This window comes from Loigolactobacillus coryniformis subsp. coryniformis KCTC 3167 = DSM 20001, assembly GCF_002706425.1.
GTDB classification, from domain to species: Bacteria; Bacillota; Bacilli; order Lactobacillales; family Lactobacillaceae; genus Loigolactobacillus; species Loigolactobacillus coryniformis.
The window spans coordinates 2,149,607-2,173,223 of the sequence record NZ_CP017713.1 but is presented as its reverse complement, the minus strand read 5'-3'; the positions used below and the strand labels follow the sequence as shown (position 1 = coordinate 2,173,223).

21 protein-coding genes, 1 tRNA gene and 1 pseudogene are annotated in these 23,617 nt (G+C 42.3%); 15 read left to right on the top strand and 8 right to left on the bottom strand.

The features are described 5' to 3' along the window. Positions 1-128 precede the first annotated feature (128 nt). From LC20001_RS10765 to whiA, 4 genes are all read left to right on the top strand, one after another. Positions 129-515, top strand: a complete 387-nt coding sequence (locus LC20001_RS10765; protein ID WP_010009028.1) for a hypothetical protein — start codon at positions 129-131, stop codon at positions 513-515. A 306-nt stretch (positions 516-821) separates the two neighbouring features. Beyond that, positions 822-1,706 (top strand): RNase adapter RapZ, encoded by an 885-nt coding sequence (gene rapZ / locus LC20001_RS10760; protein ID WP_003679000.1) that lies wholly within the window; start codon positions 822-824, stop codon positions 1,704-1,706. Continuing rightward, positions 1,703-2,704, top strand: a complete 1,002-nt coding sequence (locus LC20001_RS10755) for a gluconeogenesis factor YvcK family protein (protein ID WP_003678997.1) — start codon at positions 1,703-1,705, stop codon at positions 2,702-2,704. Before rapZ ends, LC20001_RS10755 begins: the two co-directional genes overlap by 4 nt. A gap of 20 nt (positions 2,705-2,724) precedes the next feature. Then, a complete protein-coding gene (gene whiA / locus LC20001_RS10750; protein ID WP_003678995.1) occupies positions 2,725-3,672 on the top strand; it encodes a DNA-binding protein WhiA in 948 nt (315 codons plus the stop codon). Positions 3,673-3,720: 48 nt separating this feature from the next. On the opposite strand, the gene LC20001_RS10745 is transcribed toward whiA, so the two are convergent. The 3 genes from LC20001_RS10745 to LC20001_RS10735 all read right to left on the bottom strand — a co-directional run bounded on the left by LC20001_RS10745 (position 3,721) and on the right by LC20001_RS10735 (position 5,995). Beyond that, on the bottom strand, positions 3,721-4,233 hold the full coding sequence (locus LC20001_RS10745; protein WP_003678993.1) for a thioredoxin domain-containing protein: 513 nt from the start codon (positions 4,231-4,233) through the stop codon (positions 3,721-3,723). 76 nt (positions 4,234-4,309) lie between these two features. Next, positions 4,310-4,891: an ATP-dependent Clp endopeptidase proteolytic subunit ClpP gene (gene clpP, locus LC20001_RS10740; RefSeq protein WP_003678991.1), complete on the bottom strand. Its 582-nt coding sequence runs from the start codon at positions 4,889-4,891 to the stop codon at positions 4,310-4,312. Positions 4,892-5,008: 117 nt separating this feature from the next. Further along, a complete protein-coding gene (locus LC20001_RS10735) occupies positions 5,009-5,995 on the bottom strand; it encodes an alcohol dehydrogenase catalytic domain-containing protein (RefSeq protein ID WP_010009031.1) in 987 nt (328 codons plus the stop codon). Positions 5,996-6,139: 144 nt separating this feature from the next. Here LC20001_RS10735 and LC20001_RS10730 point away from each other — a divergent pair, with 144 nt between their 5' ends. Continuing rightward, on the top strand, positions 6,140-6,712 hold the full coding sequence (locus LC20001_RS10730; RefSeq protein ID WP_010009033.1) for a TMEM175 family protein: 573 nt from the start codon (positions 6,140-6,142) through the stop codon (positions 6,710-6,712). An 82-nt stretch (positions 6,713-6,794) separates the two neighbouring features. Continuing rightward, complete coding sequence (locus LC20001_RS10725; RefSeq protein ID WP_010009034.1) at positions 6,795-7,643, top strand: SDR family oxidoreductase; 849 nt, start codon at positions 6,795-6,797, stop codon at positions 7,641-7,643. A 140-nt stretch (positions 7,644-7,783) separates the two neighbouring features. Here LC20001_RS10725 and LC20001_RS10720 read toward each other — a convergent pair. Then, positions 7,784-7,855: transfer RNA gene (locus LC20001_RS10720), tRNA-Arg, on the bottom strand. A 142-nt stretch (positions 7,856-7,997) separates the two neighbouring features. Here LC20001_RS10720 and rpoN point away from each other — a divergent pair. The 5 genes from rpoN to tpiA all read left to right on the top strand — a co-directional run bounded on the left by rpoN (position 7,998) and on the right by tpiA (position 13,741). After that, positions 7,998-9,299 carry an RNA polymerase factor sigma-54 gene (gene rpoN / locus LC20001_RS10715; RefSeq protein ID WP_010009035.1) on the top strand — a complete coding sequence of 434 codons (1,302 nt, stop codon included), beginning with the start codon at positions 7,998-8,000 and terminating at the stop codon, positions 9,297-9,299. Positions 9,300-9,468: 169 nt separating this feature from the next. Then, the gene (locus LC20001_RS10710) at positions 9,469-10,506 is read left to right on the top strand and encodes a sugar-binding transcriptional regulator (RefSeq protein WP_003679701.1); all 1,038 of its coding nucleotides are present in this window, start codon (positions 9,469-9,471) and stop codon (positions 10,504-10,506) included. Between the two features lie 37 nt (positions 10,507-10,543). Beyond that, a complete protein-coding gene (gene gap / locus LC20001_RS10705; protein ID WP_003679702.1) occupies positions 10,544-11,566 on the top strand; it encodes a type I glyceraldehyde-3-phosphate dehydrogenase in 1,023 nt (340 codons plus the stop codon). A gap of 145 nt (positions 11,567-11,711) precedes the next feature. Beyond that, positions 11,712-12,923 carry a phosphoglycerate kinase gene (locus LC20001_RS10700; RefSeq protein ID WP_010009039.1) on the top strand — a complete coding sequence of 404 codons (1,212 nt, stop codon included), beginning with the start codon at positions 11,712-11,714 and terminating at the stop codon, positions 12,921-12,923. Between the two features lie 62 nt (positions 12,924-12,985). Further along, on the top strand, positions 12,986-13,741 hold the full coding sequence (gene tpiA / locus LC20001_RS10695; RefSeq protein WP_010009041.1) for a triose-phosphate isomerase: 756 nt from the start codon (positions 12,986-12,988) through the stop codon (positions 13,739-13,741). Between the two features lie 125 nt (positions 13,742-13,866). Here tpiA and asnA read toward each other — a convergent pair whose 3' ends face one another. Next, positions 13,867-14,874 (bottom strand): aspartate--ammonia ligase, encoded by a 1,008-nt coding sequence (gene asnA / locus LC20001_RS10690; protein ID WP_010009042.1) that lies wholly within the window; start codon positions 14,872-14,874, stop codon positions 13,867-13,869. Between the two features lie 854 nt (positions 14,875-15,728). Continuing rightward, on the bottom strand, positions 15,729-17,039 hold the full coding sequence (locus tag LC20001_RS10685) for an IS1380 family transposase (RefSeq protein ID WP_099267155.1): 1,311 nt from the start codon (positions 17,037-17,039) through the stop codon (positions 15,729-15,731). A gap of 230 nt (positions 17,040-17,269) precedes the next feature. Between LC20001_RS10685 and LC20001_RS10680 the strand changes: the two genes are divergently transcribed. The 4 genes from LC20001_RS10680 (at position 17,270) to smpB (ending at position 22,282) form a co-directional block, all read left to right on the top strand. Continuing rightward, the gene (locus tag LC20001_RS10680) at positions 17,270-18,823 is read left to right on the top strand and encodes a ClC family H(+)/Cl(-) exchange transporter (RefSeq protein ID WP_010009043.1); all 1,554 of its coding nucleotides are present in this window, start codon (positions 17,270-17,272) and stop codon (positions 18,821-18,823) included. 150 nt (positions 18,824-18,973) lie between these two features. Next, a complete protein-coding gene (gene secG / locus LC20001_RS10675; protein WP_003679711.1) occupies positions 18,974-19,210 on the top strand; it encodes a preprotein translocase subunit SecG in 237 nt (78 codons plus the stop codon). Between the two features lie 77 nt (positions 19,211-19,287). Next, positions 19,288-21,753 carry a ribonuclease R gene (gene rnr / locus LC20001_RS10670; protein WP_010009044.1) on the top strand — a complete coding sequence of 822 codons (2,466 nt, stop codon included), beginning with the start codon at positions 19,288-19,290 and terminating at the stop codon, positions 21,751-21,753. A 58-nt stretch (positions 21,754-21,811) separates the two neighbouring features. Then, positions 21,812-22,282, top strand: coding sequence for an SsrA-binding protein SmpB (smpB, locus tag LC20001_RS10665; protein WP_003679715.1), 471 nt, complete (start codon positions 21,812-21,814; stop codon positions 22,280-22,282). Between the two features lie 57 nt (positions 22,283-22,339). Here the strand turns inward: smpB and LC20001_RS10660 are convergent, their stop codons facing one another. Beyond that, positions 22,340-23,008 carry an EAL domain-containing protein gene (locus tag LC20001_RS10660; RefSeq protein ID WP_010009046.1) on the bottom strand — a complete coding sequence of 223 codons (669 nt, stop codon included), beginning with the start codon at positions 23,006-23,008 and terminating at the stop codon, positions 22,340-22,342. Between the two features lie 247 nt (positions 23,009-23,255). Further along, a pseudogene (locus tag LC20001_RS14785) lies at positions 23,256-23,387 on the bottom strand (IS30 family transposase); the annotation flags it as partial. Between the last annotated feature and the right edge of the window lie 230 nt (positions 23,388-23,617).

Sequence of the window (23,617 nt, the reverse complement as noted above, 5' to 3'; positions counted from 1 at the left end):
TTTTTTTGCGCCGCAAAAAAAGTGTAATTTAAGCGCTTTTTAATCTAATTAAGTTATAATAAAAATAGATAAATAAATAGGTAATTGCTGGTTTGAGCTGCTGCTAAAACGTTGGGAGGCGTTCAGGTATGAAGTATCAAGCAAGGCTATTAAGCGCTGGTTCTTGGCTCTGTGGTTGTTTAGTGATTATGTTAATGGCCGCGAACCCGGTTGTACCAGAAGCATCGATGTTCAATGGAACTGGAATGTGGCTTGCATTATGTGTGTTTACTGGATTATACATTTTGCCAATGCTAGGTAAGTTGATCAAAATTGATTACGGATATTATTTATTGACGGGGTGGTTGGCAATCAACTTGTTGCTATTTATTGTTGCCGGCGTACCGGTAGTATTTAGCGTGGGTGCACTGGGTTTACGTCTATTATTGGGTGTGACGGCGCTATTAGGGCTGATCGATTTAATGTTTTGGTTACCGCAGGCGTTAGTGCCTGAACGACCGCTACAAGAGACTTAATGATGGGGAATAAAAGCTGTGCTACTGGGCACAGCTTTTTTAATCGGTATAAAACTAGTAATGATACACCCGGTATGTTACACTAATTTAGATACGAAAGTGAGACACTAGGGGGCGTTGCCATAATGGCGGCGTTAGCTAAATGTAAAATAGCACCAGATTTTTTGCGACTATATTGTGCCGTAAAATAATCAGTACCCGGAATAATAGCCGTTTATTCGCAAAAAAATACGAGTAAACTTAACCTTAATCGTGTAATCATGCGGAAAAGCATGGTTCAGCACAGCTCTAGAAAGGAATTTGAAAATGGTAGATACTTTAAATTTAGTTGTGATCACTGGCATGAGTGGCGCTGGTAAAACAGTTGCCATGCAAAGCTTCGAAGATCTCGGCTATTTCTGTGTTGATAACATGCCACCTAGCTTGTTACCGAAGTTTTGGGAATTAGTCAAAGAATCAGGTAAAGTTACCAAAATCGCACTAGTTATCGATTTACGTTCACGTGCGTTTTACGATGAAATAGATGAAATGCTGGCTAATTTGGATAACACTAATTTTGTTACAACCAAGATCCTCTTTTTAGATGCTTCTAATGAAGAGTTGGTTTCGCGTTACAAAGAAACACGGCGCGCTCATCCATTAGCAATGGAAGGCCGTTTATTAGATGGTATCGTCAAGGAACGGAATTTGTTGGCTGAGATCAAAAATCGGTCACAATTGATCATTGATACGACTGAATTGACGCCACGGCAACTGCGTGAGGAGATTTTTAATAACTTTAAATCCGCAGAAACCACGACGTTCCATATTGAAGTGATGTCGTTTGGCTTTAAATATGGTGTACCGATCGATGCGGATATTGTGATGGATGTTCGTTTCTTGCCTAATCCATATTATGTGCCTGAATTTAAAAAGTTAACTGGCTTGAATCAGGCTGTTTATGATTACGTTATGCAACAACCGGCTACGGAAGACTTCTATGAACGGTTTAGCAGTATGCTACATTTCATCATGCCTGGCTATGAAAAAGAAGGTAAAACGAGTTTAACGATCGCAATCGGCTGTACTGGTGGGCAACATCGTTCAGTTGCGTTGGCGGAACGATTAGGTAAGGATCTGGGGCAACACTATCCGGTTGACACGACCCATCGCGATATGAATAAGCGGAAGGAGACTGTGAATCGCTCATGACAAGATCGCCCAGAAATTATCGACGGCCGAAGATGGTTGTCATCGGCGGTGGCACTGGCTTACCGGTTATTTTAAAAAGTTTGCATAAGCAGAATACTGATATTACGGCTGTGGTGACTGTGGCTGATGACGGTGGTTCGTCAGGCGCCATTCGGAATTACGTTAACGTGGTTCCACCTGGTGATATCCGTAATGTCTTGGTGGCATTATCTAATTTACCGCAACTTTATTTGGATATTTTTCAATATCGTTTCAATAGTGATGATTCATTTTTAGCCGGTCATGCGATCGGTAATTTGATCATTGCGGCGTTATCCGAAATGCGCTCAGGTATTTTTGGTGCGGTCCAAGAGTTGTCAAACATGATGGAGATCGATGGCCATGTTTATCCGGCCAGTGATGATCCATTGGTATTAAACGCGCATTTTAGTGATGGTACTGAACTTGCTGGAGAAGCAGAAATTACAGCTGCCGGTAAAAGTATTGATCGTGTGTGGGTCACCCCAGCAGATCCGACTCATGCTGCGCCGCAAGCAGTAGATGAAGTCATTGCGGCGATTATGGACGCCGACACAGTGGTGTTAGGGCCGGGGAGTTTGTTCACCAGCATTCTACCCAACTTAATGATCAGTAACGTCGGGGAGGCAGTGCGCCAAACCAAGGCTGATGTAACTTATGTCTGCAATATCATGACGCAAAAAGGTGAGACGGAGCATTTTACTGATGCTGATCACGTTCGTGTTTTGGCTAAACATTTAGGTAGTCAATTCGTTAATACGGTATTGGTCAATACTGAACCAGTTCCACCTAACTATATGGATCATCAAAAATATGATGAGTACTTAGTTCAAGTTGAACACGATTTTAAGGGCTTGCGCGAACTTGGTTGTCGCGTGATCTCAGATAATTTCTTGTCGCTCCACGATCGTGGTGTCTTTCATGATGGCGATAAAGTGGCACAAGAATTATTGCATTTAGCCTTTCAACCACACGATTAATTAGAAAGTAGGTGGCGGATTTGGGGTCATATGCTAGTGAAGTTAAGAAAGAACTCACCACGCTGGAGGTCCACCGTGAACACGCACGCGCTGAATTAGAAGCTTTAATTCGGATGAATGGTTCATTAAGTATTGCCAATCATCAATTTGTTTTAAACGTGCAAACAGAAAATCCAGCAATTGCTCGCCGCATTTACGCCTTGTTGCGTGATAATTATTCAATTGAAGCTGAGTTATTGGTTCGGCGTAAAATGAAATTAAAAAAGAATAATCTTTACATTGTCCGCTTAAAACATGGCAGTACATTAGTGCTCAATGATCTGCATATTTTAACTGGTGCATCGACGTTATCAACCTTACCTTCTACAGAAGTTAAGGAGTCCGACCAGAAAATGCGTTCATATTTACGTGGGGCCTTTCTAGCTGGTGGTTCCGTTAATAATCCTGAAACGAGTCGCTATCATTTGGAGATCTATTCATTATATGAGGAACATAATCTACAGATTGCCGCGATGATCAACCAGTTTGGAATGAATGCTCGGGTGACCGAACGTCGTGGCGGCTATATCGTTTACTTAAAGGAAGGCGAGAAGATCGCTGATTTCCTACAGCTGATCGGTGCGACTAGTGCGATGCTGAAATTTGAAGATATCCGAATCGTTCGTGATATGCGTAATTCGGTGAATCGCTTAGTTAACTGTGAAACTGCCAATTTGAATAAAACGATCGATGCGGCGACGCATCAAGTGGAGAATATTAAGTTTATTGAACAGGTCGCGGGCTTAGATAGCCTGCCGCAAAAGTTGCAAGAAATTGCTATTTTACGTTTAGCTAATCCTGATATTACGTTAAAAGAATTAGGTGAGCGGGTTCCTAGTGGCGCAATCTCTAAGTCAGGAATCAACCACCGCTTACGTAAATTAATGCAAATTGCCGATAACTTACGGGCGGGTAAAGTCACTTCGTAAGCTGAAAAAGCCGATCAAACTATTTTATTAGTTTGGTCGGCTTTTTGATTAGATCAATTTGGCTAATTCTTCAGTTGTAATGTGTTCGTCAAAAATCGCTTCTCCAATAATCACAGTTGGGACAAATTGAATGTTAGCGGCTGCGGCTTCATTTAAAACTAAATCGATCATTGCTTGGTTTGGCTGCAATTTAAAACCAAAATGTTGTTTAATGTAAGCTTCAATTTGGGTGTCGTTTAATTGTTCGCCCCACTCGGTTTGTTGTGCAAATAAAATTTTAATTGCGGCGTAGGCTTGTTCCGGTTGGTCATAGGGTAAGTGATGTTGGGCTAGATTACCTTTTCTTAGGGTCACTTTAGGTTTGTCGAAAAGTTTGAAAACTCGTTTGATTCGGCCGCTGGCCACTGCAGGTTCTAAAATGGGGGCGGCCTTTTTAAACCAGGTTTTGCTATAGGGGCAGCGCAGATTGATAAATTCAATCACAGTGATCGGCGCATTAATATCGCCGACAACTAACCCGCGCTGACTGATCTTAGTTAAATCGATCGCAGATGTATCCATAATCAGTACCTCCATTTTTGAATGTCTACTACTAAAAATACCCTACCAACAATTGCCGGTAGGGTACAGAAATAAACTATTTTTGATTAACCATGATATCGTCGATCAAACCATAATCCTTAGCTTCTTGCGCAGTTAAGTAATGGTCACGGTCGGTATCTTTTTGGATCGTTTCAAGATCTTGACCAGAGGATTCAGCCAAAATTTTATTTAAACGATTACGGGTCTTCAAGATTTCGCGTGCAGCGATCTCAATTTCAGTTTGCTGACCTTGAGCACCACCTAAAGGTTGATGGATCAAGACAGTTGAGTTAGGTAAAGCAAAACGCTTGCCTTTAGTACCAGCTGTAAGTAAAACGCTGGCCATTGAAGCAGCCATCCCCATAGCAATCGTTTGAATATCGGATTTAACGAAATTCATTGTATCGTAGATTGCTAAGCCGGCTGAAACTGAGCCACCAGGAGAGTTGATGTAGATTGAAATATCTTTTTCAGAATCTTGGGCGTCCAAGAATAGTAGTTGGGCGATGATCGAGTTGGCCATTTGGTCGTTAACTTCACCAGATAACATGATGATACGGTCTTTTAACAGACGTGAATAAATATCATAAGCACGTTCGCCTCGTGAAGATTGTTCAATGACTGTAGGAACTAACATAGTGTGACCTCCTAAAGTTTCAAGTTTAAATTAATTTTAGCACTCAATTAAGTGTAATGCTAGTTTAGACTATTGGTCAAAAAAGGTCAAATATTTAGTTGCTAAATATTTGAAAAATTAATCGATTCTTGCCACAAGCTTGCCACTGATTAAATGTTGTTTGAGCGCCTGTAGGCCTTGGGGAATCTGTTCGAAGGACAAGACATGATCGATCATTGGATCAAGTTTTTTAGTCACAACGAGTTCACCTAAAGCAGTTGCCATTGTTGCTAAATCCGCTTGTTGCTGTGGATTATGACTTTGATGAGCACCACCTAAGTTAACACTAAGGACACTTTGACCATAACGACCGAGATCATAATGACTTAGATCAGGTTCACCGACGATCGTGACTAGCGCGCCATTGTAAGCCAACCGCTGTAGATCAGCAGTCGCCTCGGTAGAACCAATCGTGTTGATGATCAGATCAACGCCGAGTCCCTGAGTCAATTCTTTGATCGTTGCGGTCACATCAGTGGTTTGATAATCGATAATATGGTCTGGCTGTAAGCTTTGTACAAAAGCGCGTTTACGCGCCGAAACCGTGGTATAAACGGTCAAACCAATTTGTTTGGCCAATTGAATGGCAATTCCGCCGACACCACCAGCACCGGCGTGGATCAAAACGGAATGCCGATTGGTCAGATTAGCTTTACGGTAGACAGCGGCATAGGCAGTCATGGCGCCACAAAGTAGGGCGGCGGCTTGCTCATAACTTAATCCGGTGGGCATTTTGGCGACGGCATAACTTTTGACCACCGCGTATTCGGCAAAGCCGCCATTTTTAGTCAGGTCACCGTGATAAAAAACACGTTCGCCAGCTTTAAAGCCAGTGACGGCAGCACCAGTTGTGACGACTTCACCAGCAACATCCAAGCCAAAAATATGCGGGAATTGCCAATTTGTATTACCTTCTTCCACTAATTTGTAGTCCACTGGATTTAAACCAACGGCGTGGACGCGGACAAGAACTTCATCTGCAGCGGGCTGTGGTTGAGGCTGTTCCCCGAGTGTTAGCGCATTGAGTTCATGGGCAGTAGCTGAATTTACATACAGTGCCTGCATTTTGATCACACTACTTTCTAATTAATCACTGACTAAAAGTATAGCACAAGTAAGCGAAACAACTCCTGAGCTCATTTATGGTGAACATGCTATTCTATGTTTGAAAAAATATCGTAAGTATTAAATTCAAGGAGTTGAGGTTAAATGTCTAAAAGTCGTGTGGAAGCTTTTACTGATGGCGTAATCGCCATTTTGATCACCATTTTAGTGTTAGATCTACGGCCACCAGAAGGTGTATCGTGGTCAGCGTTACATCAGTTGATCGAACCTTTTTTAGCGTATGTGGTTAGTTTTGTCGCGATCGCTATCTACTGGAATAACCATCATCATCTCTATCAAACCGTCAAAAGGATTGATGGCATTGTATTGTGGGCTAACACCGCCTTATTATTTTGGCTTAGTTTGTTGCCATTTGCGACTGCCTGGGTCGGCGAAAATTTGACTGCGATGTTGCCCGAATTGAGCTATGCAATTGTCTCGTTTATGTGCGGATTGACCTATAATTTACTTGATTGCTGCTTAATTCATGCCAATGGACAAAATTCACGGGTGGCAGTCATTTCACAACATGATCATAAACGCTGGTTATCGCTGTTGATTTATTTCATCGGCTGCTTATTGACCTTGGTTTGGCCGCCAGCTGGCCTGGTAGCTAGCATTGTGGTTTCGATTCTGTGGTTTATTCCTAATCGGCGCGTTGAGCAGGAATTCCGCTGAAAATAAGCGCATGCGTATTTATTGTTTTGCTACGCCGGACTTGTTATTTTGAACTTAATCCTAATAAAGAGGTGGTTCACAGATGACAGAACGGCAGCCCAAAGAAAATTACTTGATCAATGACAGTAGTAAAAATGTGACGCCAACACCTGAGATCGACCATCCCACTTATCGACCAGCGGATAAACTTAAAGACAAAGTTGCCATTGTTACTGGTGGTGATAGCGGTATTGGTGCCGCAGTGGCATTATTGTATGCGCGCGAAGGGGCAGATATCGTGATCGTGTATTATGAATCAACTGACGATGCTCAAGCAATCAAGGATAAGATCACTGCATTAGGGCGGCGTGTGTTAGTTTGCCAAGGCGATATTGGCGAACCAACTTTTGCCCAGCAAGTGGTGGATCAAACGATGCAAACTTTTCAACACATTGATATCTTGGTCAATAATGCAGGGGAACAGCATGTCCAAGAAAAAGTGGGTGCACTAACTGATAGTCAGTTTGAGCGTACTTTTCGAACGAATATTTTTGGTCAGTTTTATCTGACCAAAGCAGCGCTACCATATTTAGCGGATCATAGCGCAATCATCAATACGACCTCAGTGACGGCCTTCAAAGGAAATCCACTTTTGTTAGATTATTCATCGACCAAAGGTGCAATTGTTTCTTGGACCCGTGCCTTAGCGCAAAACGAAGAACTATTAAAACGTGATATCCGAGTTAATGCAGTTGCACCGGGACCGATTTGGACACCATTAATTCCCGCAACTTTTCCGCCAGATAAATTAGAAAATTGGGGTAAAACCCCAATGGGACGCGGTGGCAAAGCTTATGAATTGGCACCAAGCTACGTATTCCTAGCTGCAGTGGACAGTAGTTTCATCACTGGTCAAACTATTCATGTCAACGGCGGCACCTTTCCTGGATAAAACAAAATCACCCGACTTATGCAAAAATGCACAGTCGGGTGACTTTTTTGGTATTAAATCATCAAGTGGGAGCTTCAAATTTTATCGCGATAATTAAAAAACGCCTTGCATCAACAAGGCGCCGAACTCGAAATTATTTATGCGCCTGGAGGGAATCGAACCCCCATCTCAAGAACCGGAATCTCACGTGATATCCATTACACTACAGGCGCATCTGAACAACATAAATAATCTTACCGGAAATCTGCATAAAAAACAAGTCCTAATACAGAAAAAATAATCTATAGCCAAATTAAAGTAAGTTGACTAAAATAGAGAGTAACTTAGCACGGTCAAACGAAAGGAACGGTCAACATGGCATACCAACAGGGACTTAGTCAGCAACAAAAACAAGTCCAAAAGCTTGCGATGACGCAGCAATTGCAACAATCGATCCAGATTTTGCAATACAATGCCGATGGGTTACAACAGTTCTTACAGCAAAAAAGTTTAGAAAATCCGTTGTTAGCAGTACGCCACACAACACAGGGCCAAGCTAATTTAAGTGGTAGTCAGCGCCGCGTTGATAATTTTATGAATGCAATTCCGGACACGACGCAATCGTTATTCGACTATTTATTAGAACAAGTTCATTTGACCATGCGCGATACGCCGTTGCGTGATCTAGTCTTGTTTCTATTAGAATATGTCGATCTTAACGGCTACTTACGGATCACCAATGAAGAGATCAGTGCTAAAACGGGTGCTGATGCGGTGCAGATTTTAGATGCCATCACATTATTACAGCAGTTAGATCCGCCTGGTGTAGGTGCACGTAACTTACAAGAAAGCTTATTGTTGCAGACAGAAAGTGATAATAGTGCGCCTAACTTGGCTTATATTGTTTTGGAGGAAGATTTCACTAATTTTGTCGAACGCAAGTGGAATGTGATCGCGACCAAATATCGTGTTGATATTGCTGAGATTCAGCATATTTTCGATTACGTGCAGACGTTGACCCCACGGCCGGGTGCTGCCTTTAGCCAAACCCAAAACAATTTTGTGCGTCCTGAGTTGGTGGTTCACGCACAAGGGGATGAGCTACAGTTAAATTTAACTAATGAATCACAGCCACAGCTAGTTTTTCAGCAGCATTATTTTGATCGTATGCTGAAAACCAATGACCGCGAAGTGACTGAGTATATGAAAGAAAAAAAGCAGGAGTTTGAATGGTTACGAAAAAGTGTTGGGCAGCGCGGAAACACGATCCTTCGTGTCGGCCAAGAAATCATTCAACGGCAGCATGAGTTCTTTTTCAATGTAAAACGACCACTGAAGCCGTTATTATTACGCGATGTAGCGACCAAGCTAGGTGTTCACGAGTCAACGGTCAGTCGCACGGTGAATGGGAAATACTTGCAGACTGACTTTGGCATTTTTGAATTAAAGCATTTCTTTACCAATGCTGTCGGCAACCAACAAGCCGATTCCGCAGCTAGTGTTAAACAACAATTACAGGATCTGATTGCAGCAGAAGATAAGCATAAGCCATTATCGGATCAACATCTGGTAGCTTTATTGGGTAAAGCTGGAGTGACAATCTCGCGAAGAACGGTTGCCAAGTATCGCGAAAGTCTTGGTATTGCAGCCTCATCAAAGCGAAAGCGCTTCGATTAATATCCTTGATTTATCGGGGGTTGAGCCTTGCATTTCAGCAGTGGTCTTGTTATAATATTTTTGTGCTTGAGGAGTGGACAGATTGACTGTGCACTTTACTTTTTGGCCATGATGGGTCATTATACGACATAGTTGGACGATTATAGTCCCACTAAGGAAGAGGATCAGCATGCATCAGGAATTAGCCTGGCTAGAAATTTTGGCGCCGGACTTGATCGACGTGGTTAAACAGCGTTACCAAGTGTTGCAGTCCATTTATTGGCTGGCACCAATTGGTCGGCGGTTATTAGCCCAAGAACTCAACATGAGCGAGCGTGCATTACGAACCGAAACTGATTTTTTACGGTTACACGGTTTGATCACAACTTCTAAGTCTGGTATGATTTTGACCACTCAAGGTGAAGAAGCGTATCAAAGCTTAACAACTGTCATGGAGCGTTTGCTCGGTGTACATTCGAAAGAAAAACAACTGAGTAAAGTGCTCGGTATCGATCATTGCTTGATCGTAGCTGGCGATTCCACCAAGTTACCGAAAGTTCTGACCGATATGGGCAAGTTAGTTAATGAAACGCTGGACGTTATTTTGCCCAAAGGTGAGAACGTTATTGCGGCAATGGGTGGCACAACAATGGCTAATGTAGCTAATTCGTTGACGCCAAAATTATCGCAGCAGCGGCATTTGACTTTTGTACCTGCTCGTGGCGGCTTAGGTGAAGCAGTTGATATTCAAGCAAATGCAGTTTGTGCGCGTATGGCGGTCCATACTGGCGGCGAACATCGTGTGTTGTATATCCCTGAACATGTCAGCGAACAGACTTATAAACCTTTGTTAGCCGAGCCTGCGGTTAAAGAAGTGTTACAGTTAGTTGACAAAAGTTCGGCGGTGGTTCATAGTATTGGTGAGGCAATTCCAATGGCAAAACGCCGGGATATGTCTGCTGAAACGATAGCCATGTTGCAACAAAGACAGGCGGTTGGCGAAGCGTTTGGTTATTTCTTTAATCAAGCGGGAGAAGTCGTTTATAAGATTCCTCGAATTGGTTTACAACTTCGCGACCTTGAAAGAATTCCCAGTGTGATTGCTGTTGCTGGTGGCGCAAATAAAGCAGCTGCTATCAAGGCATACACACAACTAGCACCCCATCAGACGTGGTTGATCACGGATGAAGGTGCCGCAAACTTGATTTTAAAAGGGGTAACCCTTTAAAATAAATTTTTTATTTCCTAAAGGAGGAAATTTAGGCATGACTGTAAAAATTGGTATTAATGGTTTTGGACGTATCGGCCGTTTAGCTTTCCGTCGTATCTTCGAATTAGGTGCTAAATCTAACGATATCGAAGTTGTCGCAATCAACGACTTAACTTCACCTGCTATGTTAGCTCATTTATTGAAATATGATTCAACACATGGTACTTTTGCTGGCGAAGTTAGCGCTACTGACAATGGTATCGTTGTTAACGGCAAAGAATACCGTGTATATGCTGAACCTAAAGCACAAGATATTCCTTGGGTTAAAAATGACGGCGTAGATTTCGTCCTTGAATGTACTGGTTTCTACACATCCAAAGCTAAATCACAAGCTCATTTGGATGCAGGTGCAAAACGTGTCTTGATCTCAGCTCCAGCTGGTAGCGATTTGAAGACAGTTGTTTACAACGTAAACGACGATGTATTGACTGCTGATGACACAATTGTTTCAGCTGGTTCATGCACAACTAACTGCTTAGCTCCTATGGCTTACTTCTTGAACAAAGAATTTGGCGTTGAAGTTGGTACTATGACAACTATCCATGCTTACACTTCTACACAAATGTTATTAGACGGCCCTGTTCGTGGCGGTAACTTACGTGCAGCTCGTGCAGCTGGTGTTAACACTATTCCTCATTCAACTGGTGCTGCTAAAGCTATTGGCTTGGTTATCCCAGAATTACAAGGTAAATTACAAGGCCATGCACAACGTGTTGGTGTTGTTGACGGTTCATTAACTGAATTAGTTTCTATCCTTGACAAAAAGGTTACTGCTGACGAAGTTAACGAAGCTATCAAGAAGCATACTGAAGGTAACGAAAGCTTTGGCTGGAACGCTGACGAAATCGTATCAAGTGACATCATTGGCACAACTTACGGTTCAATCTTCGACCCAACTCAAACAGAAGTTACAACTGCTGGCGACAAGCAATTAGTTAAGACTGTTGCTTGGTACGACAACGAATATGGCTTCACTTGCCAAATGGTTCGTACTTTATTGAAATTCGCTACTCTCTAATCCGTTAGAACTAGTAGGTTTCAAAACCGCATAATGCTTTAAAAAAGGCGGAGGGAGGTTGACTCCCTCTGCTTTTTTTGTTGGTCAGCGCGCAGGGCCCGCGGGCTGGCAACGACTAAATAGTTAAAATAGGAGGCTATTCACTATGGCTAAATTAATCGTTTCTGATTTAGATGTTAAAGATAAAAAAGTGTTGATCCGTGTAGACTTTAACGTACCGATCAAAGGTGGCGTTATTGGTGACGATAACCGGATTGTTGCTGCATTACCAACTATCAAATATGTGGTTGAAAATGGCGGTAAAGCAATCTTGCTTTCTCACTTAGGCCGGATCAAATCTGACGAAGATAAAAAAGAATTAAGCTTACAACCTGTTGCAACTCGCTTGGCTGAATTATTGAACCAACCAGTTACTTTTGTTCCTGTTAACGAAGGTAAGAAGCTTGAAGATGCTGTTAATGCAATGACTGCTGGTCAAGTACTTGTTATGGAAAACACTCGTTTCCAAGACATCGACAATGACTTTGGCAAGCGCGAAAGCAAAAACGATCCTAAATTAGGCGAATACTGGGCTTCATTAGGCGATGTTTTTGTTAATGATGCATTTGGTACTGCTCATCGTGCCCATGCTTCAAACGTTGGTATCGCAACTGCTATGAAAGCTAAAGGCCAAAAAGTGGCTGCCGGCTTCTTAATGGAAAAAGAAATCAAGTTCTTAGGTGATGCCGTTGACAATCCTAAGCACCCATTTGTTGCCATCTTAGGTGGTGCCAAAGTTTCTGATAAGATCGGTGTGATCGATCATTTATTAAGCAAAGCTGACAAAGTTATCGTCGGTGGCGGTATGACTTATACGTTCTATGCTGCTAAAGGTTTAAGCATTGGTAAGTCATTGGTTGAAACAGATAAAATTGATTTAGCTAAACAAATCATCGACAAAGCTGGCGACAAGTTAGTCTTGCCTGTTGATAATATTGTGGCTAAAGAATTCAATAACGATGTACCTAGCAAGGATGTTGAAGGTAACATTCCTGATGGCTACATGGCTTTAGATATCGGCGAAAAGTCAATTGCTGAATTTAAAGATGTGCTTAAAGACGCTAAGACAGTTGTTTGGAACGGCCCTATGGGTGTGTTCGAAATGAGCAACTACGCTAAAGGCACTTTGGAAATCGGCAAGTTCTTAGGTACTTTAACTGATGCAACAACCATCGTCGGTGGTGGCGATTCAACTGCAGCAGTTAAACAATTAGGCGTTGGCGACCAATTGACTCATATCTCAACTGGTGGCGGTGCTTCACTTGAATACCTTGAAGGTAAAGAATTACCTGGTATTGCTGCTATTTCTAATAAATAAATTTAACAAATCTGGTGTATCTGGCACCAGGTTTACATAACAGACATGAAAGGATGTTACAAATGCGTAAACCAATCATTGCGGGTAACTGGAAATTAAACAAGAACCCTAAAGAAACTGCTGAATTTGTTGCTGGCATTAAAGGCAAGTTAGCTGACGCTACTAAAGTTGAAGCTGTTATCGGTGCTCCTGCCGTTGACTTACAAACTTTGATCGATGCTGCTAAAGGTACTGATTTAAAAGTTGCTTCTGAAAACAACTACTTTGAAGATGCTGGTGCTTTCACTGGCGAAACTTCACCAAAAGTTTTAGCTGAAATGGGTGTTAACTACGGCATTATCGGCCATAGCGAACGCCGCGAATATTTCCATGAAACAGATGAAGACATCAACAAAAAAGCACACGCTTTGTTCAAAAATGGGGTTACACCAATTATCTGCTGTGGCGAAACTTTAGAAACTCGTAAAGCCGGCAAGGTTGACGAATGGGTTTCTGGTCAAATCAAAGCTGCTTTGAAGGGCTTATCAGCTGAACAAGTTGCTTCTGCAGTTATTGCTTACGAACCAATCTGGGCAATCGGTACTGGCGAAACAGCTACCCCAGAACAAGCACAAGAAGTTTGCCATTTGATCCGTGAAACAGTTGCTGGCCTTTATGACCAAACAACTGCTGAAAACGTACGGATTCAATATGGTGGTTCAATGAAACCAGCTAACGTTAAAGAATTAATGGCACAACCTGATATCGACGGTGGCCTTGTTGGTGGCGCTAGCTTACAACCTGAATCATTCTTGGAATTGGTACATTACCAAGACTAATTTAAGCTTTTACGAAGAAGCAGGGACGCCTGCTTCTTTTTTTTACTTAAAGGCACAATAAAAAGGGAGTTACGGCAATATTTATGTCGTAACTCCCTTTTTAATATGATAGCCTGAAGCAAGGACTACAGGATGTGAATGTCGTGCGCAGCACATTCATCCAGCATTTCTTGTGGCCAGACACTAGCTTGGACTTCACCAACGTGTGCTTTGCCTAATAGCAGCATACATAAGCGTGATTGACCGATCCCACCGCCAATGCTGTAAGGTAATTCACCATGCATAATTTTTTGATGGAAAGGCAAATGTAGCCGATCTTCTGCGCCAGCAATTTTTAATTGCTTAGCCATTGCGACTTCATCGACCCGGATACCCATACTAGATATTTCTAGCTTGCAGTCTAAGGGTTCGTACCAGAAAATCAGATCACCGTTAAGTGACCAGTCATCGTAATCAGGAGCGCGGCCGTCATGGCGCTTGCCAGATTTTAAGGCCCCACCAATTTGCATAATAAAGACGCAACCAAATTCCTTGGCAATAAGGTCTTCACGTTCCATTGGCGTCTTATCAGGCCAACGATCCTCTAGCTCTTGCGTTGTAACGAAATGAATTTCATCGGGTAGGTGATGAACAGCGTTAGGGTATTTATACCAAACTTCGTGCTCCATATGCTTGATTACTTTAAAGATTTGGCGAACCGTTTGTTGAAGGGTCGCAATTGTACGTTCCTCTTTTGTAATTACTTTTTCCCAATCCCATTGATCAACGTAGATTGAATGAAAATTGTCGAGGTCTTCATCTTTACGAATGGCGTTCATGTTAGTGTAAAGACCCTCGCCAGGTTGAAAGCCAAAACGACCTAGAGCGTTACGTTTCCATTTAGCTAAACTATGCACGATTTCCATAGTTTTAGTTGGCATGTCTTTCATGGTAAATGAAACTGGTGATTCGATGCCATTTAAGTTATCGTTTAGACCGGTGGCACGATCAACCATCATTGGTGCTGAAACGCGGGATAAGTTGAGTTGTTTACCGAATTCATCTTGAAAGGTCTCACGGATATAGCGAATGGCTTCTTGGGTTTGGCGGACAGATAATTTTGGATCATATTCAGTTGGAATAATTAAATGCATATTAGTATCTCCTTGTCGGGTATTAATTTAACTTAAGTGAAAAGCCGCTTAAGCAGCTTGCTTAATTTTTAATTGTGTGTAAGTACATTATTTATTTGGCTTCGGCCGATAAATATTAACCAAATAACGTAATGACTTACTTTTTAACCTGATTTCGTGGCGAAAAAAATAGTCCTTTTCATCCCCGATCAAGGGACGAAAAGGACTATTTTCGCGGTACCACCCAAGTTGCTCGCTAAACGAGCCACCTTACTAAGCGCACAATCATGCGCCTCCGGATGGTAACGTACCGGTCACGGCGTAGCCTACTAGTTATCGTTCAGCCCGCGATCAAAGAAAGGGTTATTCCAAAACGCTGTTGCCTTATCGAGTTTCCACTGATCTCGACTCACTGTCAGGACGACGAATCGTACTTGTCTTTCTTATTATCTTTTAGTTATTAATTAAAAGATTAACATTATTTGCTGTGATAATAAATAGTAAAATGAAAAAATAATGAATTTAGATGAGAAATTAGTGGCATAAAGCCCGCTAATTAAGGCATTGCGCAATAAAAAAAGTTTTCAGCTTTTTTTGTTTTTGCTATAAAATAGGTTGATTGCTAAAAAGATGACCGTAGGTAATTTGTTTAGTTGATCCAAACACATTTTTACCCGAATTATTCATACGAGGTTTAATATCGGCATACCGCACAATTTTGGACCAATTCTCGTGCTGCTATGGTGTAGTCAAACCAAGATGTACTGTTTTTGCTAAAGGCTACCAAATTATGGGGCTGGATAAATTTTTGATCCTCAATTTTGAGCATACTTGCCCCTTGGCCGAACCGACTTTTTTTGATTTATTGCACCAGTTTAGCCCCACTGTAGCGCTTGGATTCGAGCTAACAGTTGATAAAACAAATCCTGATAGACGTGGTGGCGGCTTAATTTTAGATAAAGTTGCCGGCCGCTGGTCACCAGCTTACCCGCTACTTTAAACAGCCATAAGCGCAAGGTTGTAACCTGTAATCGCTGATGTTGTACAGGCAACAATTGGCGCATCAAGCTGACTAAATTATAAGCGAGGACACTGAACATCATGCGGGCATAATTTGGTATAAATTGCGAGCTAGTCATTTTATCCAGGTAAAAGCCAGCCTTGGCTTCCTTGATATAATTTTCCATTTGGCCCCGTTGATGATAGGCTTGAAACGCATCTTCGGCGACAAAACTCGTTAAATTGGACACAAGGTATTCATGTTGAAATAACAATTCACCAGCTGGTCGAGTTGATTTAATATAGATCTGGCGCGGCTTAGGCCATGATCGGGCTTGATAAGACGCGCGATAATAATGGACCTCGGTCTCAGTCCAATTCTGCTCATCACTGATCTGAACAAAACGTTCAGCCAGTTGGTTCAGCCGCCGATTGGCTTTCAGGCGGATCAAGTAAAAAGTGTCGTTGGCTTCACAAGTTTCGTATAATTCTGGAGTCGCAAAGCCACTATCCCCGCGGACCAAGATATCAGCGTTCGGTTTGACTTGATGATAGTGCTGTAGTAGTGGTGTGATAAAGGGGGCAATATCCGTACTGGTATAAACATTACCTGGGCGCAATTGAGCCTTTAAACAGTGGCCCGTTTGCCCGTCAAAAGCGACCAGCGGATGGTAACCCGTGGTACCGTAATGCGCATTAAAGGCCGTTTTTTCCTGATGACCATGAGTATCGGCGTGAGTCGAGTCAATATCGAGGATCAGCTGTTGTTGCTTGGCGCCAGTCCACGCTTGGTCAAGCAATGCTTGATTCAACGTTTGTAATGAGGTGATGGTCTGCTCGTCACAGCGTTGCCAAAAACGGGATAATGACGGTTGTGAGGCCAATTGCGGTTGTGCCAATAGTAATTTAAATGTGGGGTCATCGCGCAAACTGGTGGCAGCTAGATCGGCCGGGTAACCGGCGATCAACTGCAGCACGACCTGTTCTAGTAGACTAACGTTGCTGTAACGAGCGTAATGGCGCTGGTCATCAAAATGGACTAATTGATACGCTAAGGTCGTGAAATTGAGTTGCGCCATTAATTCTTTGACCAACACTAGCCCAGCATCAGTGGAAAGTTCACCACCAGTGTGCGAAATATGTAATTTAGGATTGAAATTAACTCGTTTTTCCGGTAAAGTTGCCATGAGAAGGACCTCTTTCTTTTGGTGGATAGCTGACTTGTGGTGAATCAACTATACCAAATCGGAGGTTCTTTTTCTGCACTAAAAAGGTGAAAAATAAAAAACACAGTACCGCCCATGATACCGGGGTGACACTGTACTTGGAGAACTTATGGTGAATAATTCAGGTTTTAAGTTGTTAGTTAAAATGTTATATTAGTTTAGTAATGTATTTTTTAGAAGAGGTGTATTACTTGCAAAGGTTAAAACAATTTGATAATACACGCTTAAAATTTATTTTAAAAGGGCTATTAGTCGGTTTATTAAGTGGTGTAGTGGTGAGTATGTTTCGTTGGCTGATCGAGATCAGTTTACAACAAGCAATTCAGTTGTTTCAGTGGCTGCATTTCCAGCCAGTTTGGTTGTTAGCTTTGCCGGTTATTAGCATTGCGTTGGCCTGGTTGATCGGAATGTTGGTCAAAGGAGAGCCGAATATTATGGGTTCAGGCATTCCACAGGTTGAAGGTCAACTAGCTGGTGACTTAACGATTCCGTGGTGGCCGGTTTTATGGCGTAAATTCGTCGCTGGTGTATTAGGCATTGGGCCAGGTTTGTTTCTTGGCCGTGAAGGGCCTTCGATTCAATTAGGCGCCGCTGTTGGACAGGGTGTGGCGACTCGGTTAGGTCGTTCAGATTCGGAAAAACGAATTTTACTGGCTAGTGGCGCCGCCGCTGGATTATCAGCTGCCTTTAGCGCACCAATTGCCGGAACGTTATTCGTACTGGAAGAAATTTATCATAATTTTTCGCCGTTAGTGTGGATGACTTCATTAGCCAGCGCGATCGCGGCTGATTTTATTTCGTTAAACTTTTTTGGTCTGACGCCAGTTTTACATATTCATTATGCTTACAGCTTTCCACTGGCGTTATACTGGCAACTGATTATTTTAGGAATTGTGTTGGGCTTGGCGGGCTTTTTCTATCAACGGGTGCTGCTGGCCTTACCTAAATGGTACAGTAAGCTCAAGTGGCTACCACGATATTTCCAAGGTGTGATTCCGTTATTGCTAGTGATCCCAATTGGCTATTTTTGGCCGCATGCATTAGGTGGCGGTAATCTAGTGATACTTGGATTAGCAATTAAGCTACCTTCATTTTGGCCATTATTAGCGTTGTTTTTATTGCGGTTTATCTTTTCCATGATTTCCTATGGCTCAGGTTTGCCTGGGGGGATTTTTCTGCCTATTCTGACTTTAGGCGCGTTGATTGGTGCATTGTTAGGGACATTGTTTACTCAATGGCAGTGGATGCCCCAAATCTATATCATGAACTTCGTTATTTTTGCCATGGCTGGCTATTTTGCTGGCATTGGTAAGGCACCGTTTACGGCGATTTTATTGATCACGGAAATGGTCGGTGATCTACGTCATTTAATGCCATTGGCACTAGTTTCACTAGTGGCCTATATCGTTGTTGATGTGTTGGGTGGTGCGCCAATCTATGAATCGCTATTATCGCGGTTAAACTTCGGTAATACCTTAGCGCGGATGAGCGGCAAAAATGATCGCCTCGAGATGCCAGTTTTTGCTGGCAGTCCGCTGGAGGATAAGCAAGTCCGTGATGTAAAATGGCCACAGGAAAGTTTGTTGATCGCAATACGGCGGCAAAATCGTGAAGTGATCCCTCATGGTGATACCTTATTACGCGCTGGTGATACGTTGATCGTTTTGACTGCCCATGAGCGACGAGGTATAGTTCGACGGAAGTTAATGCAGGTTGCGGCAAAGCGCAAAAATCTGCAAACTTGATTGTTTTAGGTTTTGTTCTATATAAATCAATGGTATAATACTAATATTGAACAAAAACGGTTGGTCACAGTAAGTTGGCCAGTCATTGAACACTAACTTAGTGACTAAAATAGCACATATGAACATGTTTAAATGTTAGGAGGAACTAGGGTGTACAACACTATCTTAACCCTGCTGTTGATTGTTTCTGTACTAATCGTAATTGCGGTCTTAATGCAGCCAAGCAAGCAGCAAGATGCATTGAGCGCCTTATCCGGCGGTGCACAGGACCTATTCGGTAAACAAAAGGCACGCGGTTTTGAAGCGTTCATGCAAAAAGTAACGATCGTACTCGGCGTTTTATTTTTTGTATTTTCGTTAGCTTTAGCTTACGTGTCATCGCACTAGTCGCCAACCTCCTGTTATTATTGCAGGAGGTTTTTTGCTGATTTATAGGAATTCTATGAGAAGAAATGAGGTTTACTTTGAAAAACGCTGAATTATTTCAAGCTGAAGTATTAAATTTTCTAACTGAACACGCCAACCATTATTTTACGGCGGAGGAGCTAGATCAACAATTAAAGTTGCGCAATGCAGCTGCTTTTAAAGTCTTGGTGCAAACCTTGACTCAATTAGAACAAGATAAAAAAATTAAATTAAACGGTAGCGGTCATTTTGGTGTCGCAGTTGAGCGACAAAAGGTCAGTGGTGTTTTTCACGCTAACGATCGCGGTTTTGGTTTTATTAGCTACGATCCTGAACTACCTGATGTTTACGTTTCAGCAGATAACACCGCTTTTGCCTTAAATGGTGATGAAGTTGAAGCTGAGGTGATCAAGGAAGCTGTACCGAACAGCGGTAAGGGTCCTGAAGGTAAGATTGTTAATATCATCAAGCGTAACTTTACGACGGTTGTGGGTGAGTTTACTGGCTTCCCAACCAGTCAGGTAAAGAGCTCAGGTCAATTTGGTTATGTTAGCTTGACACAGCGCAGTCTGCAGGATGTTCCTGTATTTATTACCGATGACGGTGTCCAACCTCAAGATGGTGATATGGTCGTTGTTGATATTACCAAGTTCCCAAGTGTTGAAAATCCTAAGAGTATGTTAGGAATCGCTAAACAAGATCTTGGTAATAAAAATGCGCCTGGTGTCGATATTCTATCAATTGTTTACCGCCATGGCATTCCAACTGAATTTCCTGATGCAGTGATGCAGGAAGCTAACGAAATTCCTAGTGAAGTCCAGCCAGAAGAAAAGCAAGGGCGGCGTGACCTAACTGACCAAAACTTTGTGACCATCGATGGTGAAACTTCAAAAGACTTTGATGATGCCGTTGTTGTTTGGAAGATGGATAATGGGCATTATCATTTAGGGGTTAGTATCGCCGATGTTGCCCATTATGTTACCCCAGGGACCGCCTTGAACGATGAGGCTTTTGAACGGGGGACGAGTACCTACTTGACTGATCGTGTTTTACCAATGTTACCAGAACGCTTGTCTAACGGCATTTGTTCCTTGAATCCGCAAGTTGAGCGGTTGACGATGACTTGCGAAATGGAGATCGATGCTAAAGGGAATATTGTTAAGCACGAAATTTTCCCAGCGGTCATTAAGAGCGCTGCACGGATGACTTATACAGCGGTCAACCAAATTTTGGACGACAACGATGCTGAGGTCCGAGCAGAATATGCTGAATTAGTACCAATGTTTGAACAAATGGGTGCCTTGCACAAAATCCTATGGCAAATGCGACATGATCGTGGTGCCATCGATTTTGATAAGCCAGAAGCGAAAATTATTGTTGATAGTGAAGGCCATCCGACTGACATTGTGGTCAGTGATCGCGGGACTAGTGAACGGATGATCGAATCCTTTATGTTGGCTGCTAACGAAACTGTTGCTGAACACTATAACAAGTTACATGTACCATTCTTATATCGTGTTCATGAAACACCTGATAGCGAAAAAATGCGCGCCTTCTATGAATTTATTAATAATATTGGGGTCGTGGCTAAAGGTGATAGCCAGAACATTAAGCCACGGATGCTACAGGCTGTTTTGGCTAAAATTGAAGGTCAACCGGTACAACCGGTGATCCAGATCATGATGTTGCGCAGTATGAAACAAGCTAAATATGCGGATCAGTTGTTAGGCCACTTTGGCTTGGCTGCTAAATACTATACGCATTTTACGTCACCAATTCGTCGTTATCCTGATTTGATGGTGCATCGCTTGATCCATTGGTACATGGAAAATGGGACCGATGAAGAAGCGCAAGATAAATATCGCGATCAGTTGGATGAAATTGCTAAACACAGTTCTGAAATGGAACGGCGTTCGATCGATGCTGAACGCGATACCGACGATTTGAAGAAAGCAGAATTTATGTTGCCGCACGTTGGTGAAGATTTTGATGCTGTAGTTAGCTCAGTGACTAAGTTTGGTTTGTTTATTGAACTACCAAATACGGTTGAAGGTTTAGTCCATATTTCAACTATGGGCGATGACTATTACAACTTTATCGAGAGTTATATGGCAATGGTTGGGGAGCACACAAAGAAGACTTATCGGGTTGGTCAGCCAGTTAAGGTGACTTTGACCGATGTTGATATGGATCAAAGCCAAATCAATTTCAAGTTATTACCAGACGAAAATACACCAACCAGTGACTTAGGTGATTTAGTTGAGCGGCCAAAACCAAGCCGGAATTTCCAGCGGCGTGAAGGTGGTAATAATCGTCGACCTGGTGGCAATAGTCGCGGTGGTTACCGGGGTAACCGAAATAGTTCAAGCAATGGCAACAGTCATAATCGTCAGGGCGCAAGCAATGGTAATCGTAACCATTCGGGTGCAAGTGCTAATCGTAACCGCAATCGCCGTGGCGGTAGCGGCAACAGCAACCACCCATTTACGATCCGTAACAACCAAAGTCATGGCGAGCATAAATAAGGTGTGAAATGTATCAAGCTAGTCAACAACCTATATTCGTGAAGTAGAGGTGATTGGAGTGGCAAAAAAAGCAAAGTCAGCAGATAATGTTTTAGCGCAGAATAAAAAAGCGCGTCACGATTACACCATATTAGAAACGTATGAAGCCGGGATCGTTTTAACCGGTACTGAAATAAAATCAGTCCGTAATGGGCGGATCAATTTGAAAGACGGTTTCGCCCGAGTCCGTAATGGCGAAGTTTGGCTGGAAAATGTCCACATCAGTCCTTATGAACAGGGCAATCAGTTTAACGTTGATCCGTTACGTAATCGAAAGTTATTATTGCGTAAAAAAGAGATCGGTAAATTGTTAGGGGCTACTCAAGGCTCAGGGATAACCTTAGTACCATTACGTGTTTATCTTAAGCATGGTTTCGCTAAGTTATTACTTGGCGTGGCTAAAGGGAAGCACACTTACGATAAACGAGAAACGTTAAAGCGACGTGATCAAGACCGTGAGTTACAGCGGGTCATGAAAAATCATGGCTAAATTAAAACCACTGAAAAATGCAATTATTTTTCAGTGGTTTTTTGCTTCATGATTAACTTAATGCTGTGTAGGTAGATATTCGGGGCGGCCAAGAAAATAGCCTTGTAACATATCAATTTTATAACGCGATAAAAGCGCAATATCGGTTACTGATTCTACGCCTTCAATTGTCAGTGCTTTATGGTTTTTCTGGGCCAGACTATGCCAATAAGCCAATTGCGGTAAAATATCTTCCAATGTAGAGGCTGGACGAAAGTTTTGAATCGCAAATTTATATTCATGGACATAAGGATTTAATAACTGTACACGCGCTAACTGGTTATTACCTGAACCGACATCATCAAGAATAACGCGCATACCAAACTGGTTGAAACTTGCCGCAGCGGTCACTAACTTAGTTGCTGTGATCCGCTGAGCAGATGGATGCTCAGTCAATTCAATAGCTAAATTGATCATCGGCAGCAGTTGTTTGACCTGGGAAAATGGTTGATAAAACGCCGGGTCAATAAATTGATCGACATCTGCATTGATCGAAATATTTGGTATCTTCGGTGCCAGTTGTGGCACCGTTTTAACTAACAAGTCGATAATTTGCTGTGCAGAAAACTGGCTAAAATCATTTGGCACGCGCCATTTACCTGGTTCGCCTTCACGCAAAAACAGTTCATAGCCAAATGCAGAAAAAGGTTTTCGTGAAAATCTTGGTTGTCCCCAGAAACATAGCATAAGCTTTTCCTCCAAAAAATAAAACGACCCACACTTGTCTCTCTCAAGTCTGGGTCGTGTCCAATAATAATTATATTGAATGAGCAAATTAATAATATTAACCTTTTCTTTTCGCCTGTAATTTTAGCAAAGATTAGAATCGATTACAATCAGTAAGAATCATAACTTTGGGGATTATTTTTCCCCCGAATTGTCAAATCAAGTGCAACACTTGCTAAACTTCACTTATAAGTGGTCTAGGTGGTGGTCATGCGAGTAGCTGTTCAGCCATGAATTCATTGGCTGATTTATAACCAAATAGTTTACGTGGCCGTTGGTTAAGTGCCGTGGTCGCTTGCTTAATATGGTCATCACTGAAATGGGTAATTGATTGACCTTTATATCTTTAGATTGGGTCATGAAGTCCGTCCTAACTTATTGGTTTTGTCACTTATAAGTTTAAGGCTTCATGGCCTTTTTGGTCTAGTTATTTAGGTGTTGCACTTACATTGTAAATCCGGCTCTTAATTAATTGGGGTTCTCTAGAAATACAGCACTTTACAGCTTTTTAAAAAAATTTGGATATAAAAAGGCACGAATGCCTATTCTTTGCTAAAATGAGTTCGTCTA

Excerpts from the sequence above, each read along its gene's own strand:
- LC20001_RS10765 (WP_010009028.1), top strand. The coding sequence starts at position 129 with ATGAAGTATCAAGCAAGGCTATTAAGCGCTGGTTCTTGGCTCTGTGGT.
- rapZ (WP_003679000.1), top strand. The coding sequence starts at position 822 with ATGGTAGATACTTTAAATTTAGTTGTGATCACTGGCATGAGTGGCGCT.
- LC20001_RS10755 (WP_003678997.1), top strand. The coding sequence starts at position 1,703 with ATGACAAGATCGCCCAGAAATTATCGACGGCCGAAGATGGTTGTCATC.
- LC20001_RS10745 (WP_003678993.1), bottom strand. The coding sequence starts at position 4,233 with ATGGATACATCTGCGATCGATTTAACTAAGATCAGTCAGCGCGGGTTA.
- clpP (WP_003678991.1), bottom strand. The coding sequence starts at position 4,891 with ATGTTAGTTCCTACAGTCATTGAACAATCTTCACGAGGCGAACGTGCT.
- LC20001_RS10735 (WP_010009031.1), bottom strand. The coding sequence starts at position 5,995 with ATGCAGGCACTGTATGTAAATTCAGCTACTGCCCATGAACTCAATGCG.
- LC20001_RS10730 (WP_010009033.1), top strand. The coding sequence starts at position 6,140 with ATGTCTAAAAGTCGTGTGGAAGCTTTTACTGATGGCGTAATCGCCATT.
- LC20001_RS10725 (WP_010009034.1), top strand. The coding sequence starts at position 6,795 with ATGACAGAACGGCAGCCCAAAGAAAATTACTTGATCAATGACAGTAGT.
- rpoN (WP_010009035.1), top strand. The coding sequence starts at position 7,998 with ATGGCATACCAACAGGGACTTAGTCAGCAACAAAAACAAGTCCAAAAG.
- LC20001_RS10710 (WP_003679701.1), top strand. The coding sequence starts at position 9,469 with ATGCATCAGGAATTAGCCTGGCTAGAAATTTTGGCGCCGGACTTGATC.
- gap (WP_003679702.1), top strand. The coding sequence starts at position 10,544 with ATGACTGTAAAAATTGGTATTAATGGTTTTGGACGTATCGGCCGTTTA.
- LC20001_RS10700 (WP_010009039.1), top strand. The coding sequence starts at position 11,712 with ATGGCTAAATTAATCGTTTCTGATTTAGATGTTAAAGATAAAAAAGTG.
- tpiA (WP_010009041.1), top strand. The coding sequence starts at position 12,986 with ATGCGTAAACCAATCATTGCGGGTAACTGGAAATTAAACAAGAACCCT.
- asnA (WP_010009042.1), bottom strand. The coding sequence starts at position 14,874 with ATGCATTTAATTATTCCAACTGAATATGATCCAAAATTATCTGTCCGC.
- LC20001_RS10685 (WP_099267155.1), bottom strand. The coding sequence starts at position 17,039 with ATGGCAACTTTACCGGAAAAACGAGTTAATTTCAATCCTAAATTACAT.
- LC20001_RS10660 (WP_010009046.1), bottom strand. The coding sequence starts at position 23,008 with ATGCTATGTTTCTGGGGACAACCAAGATTTTCACGAAAACCTTTTTCT.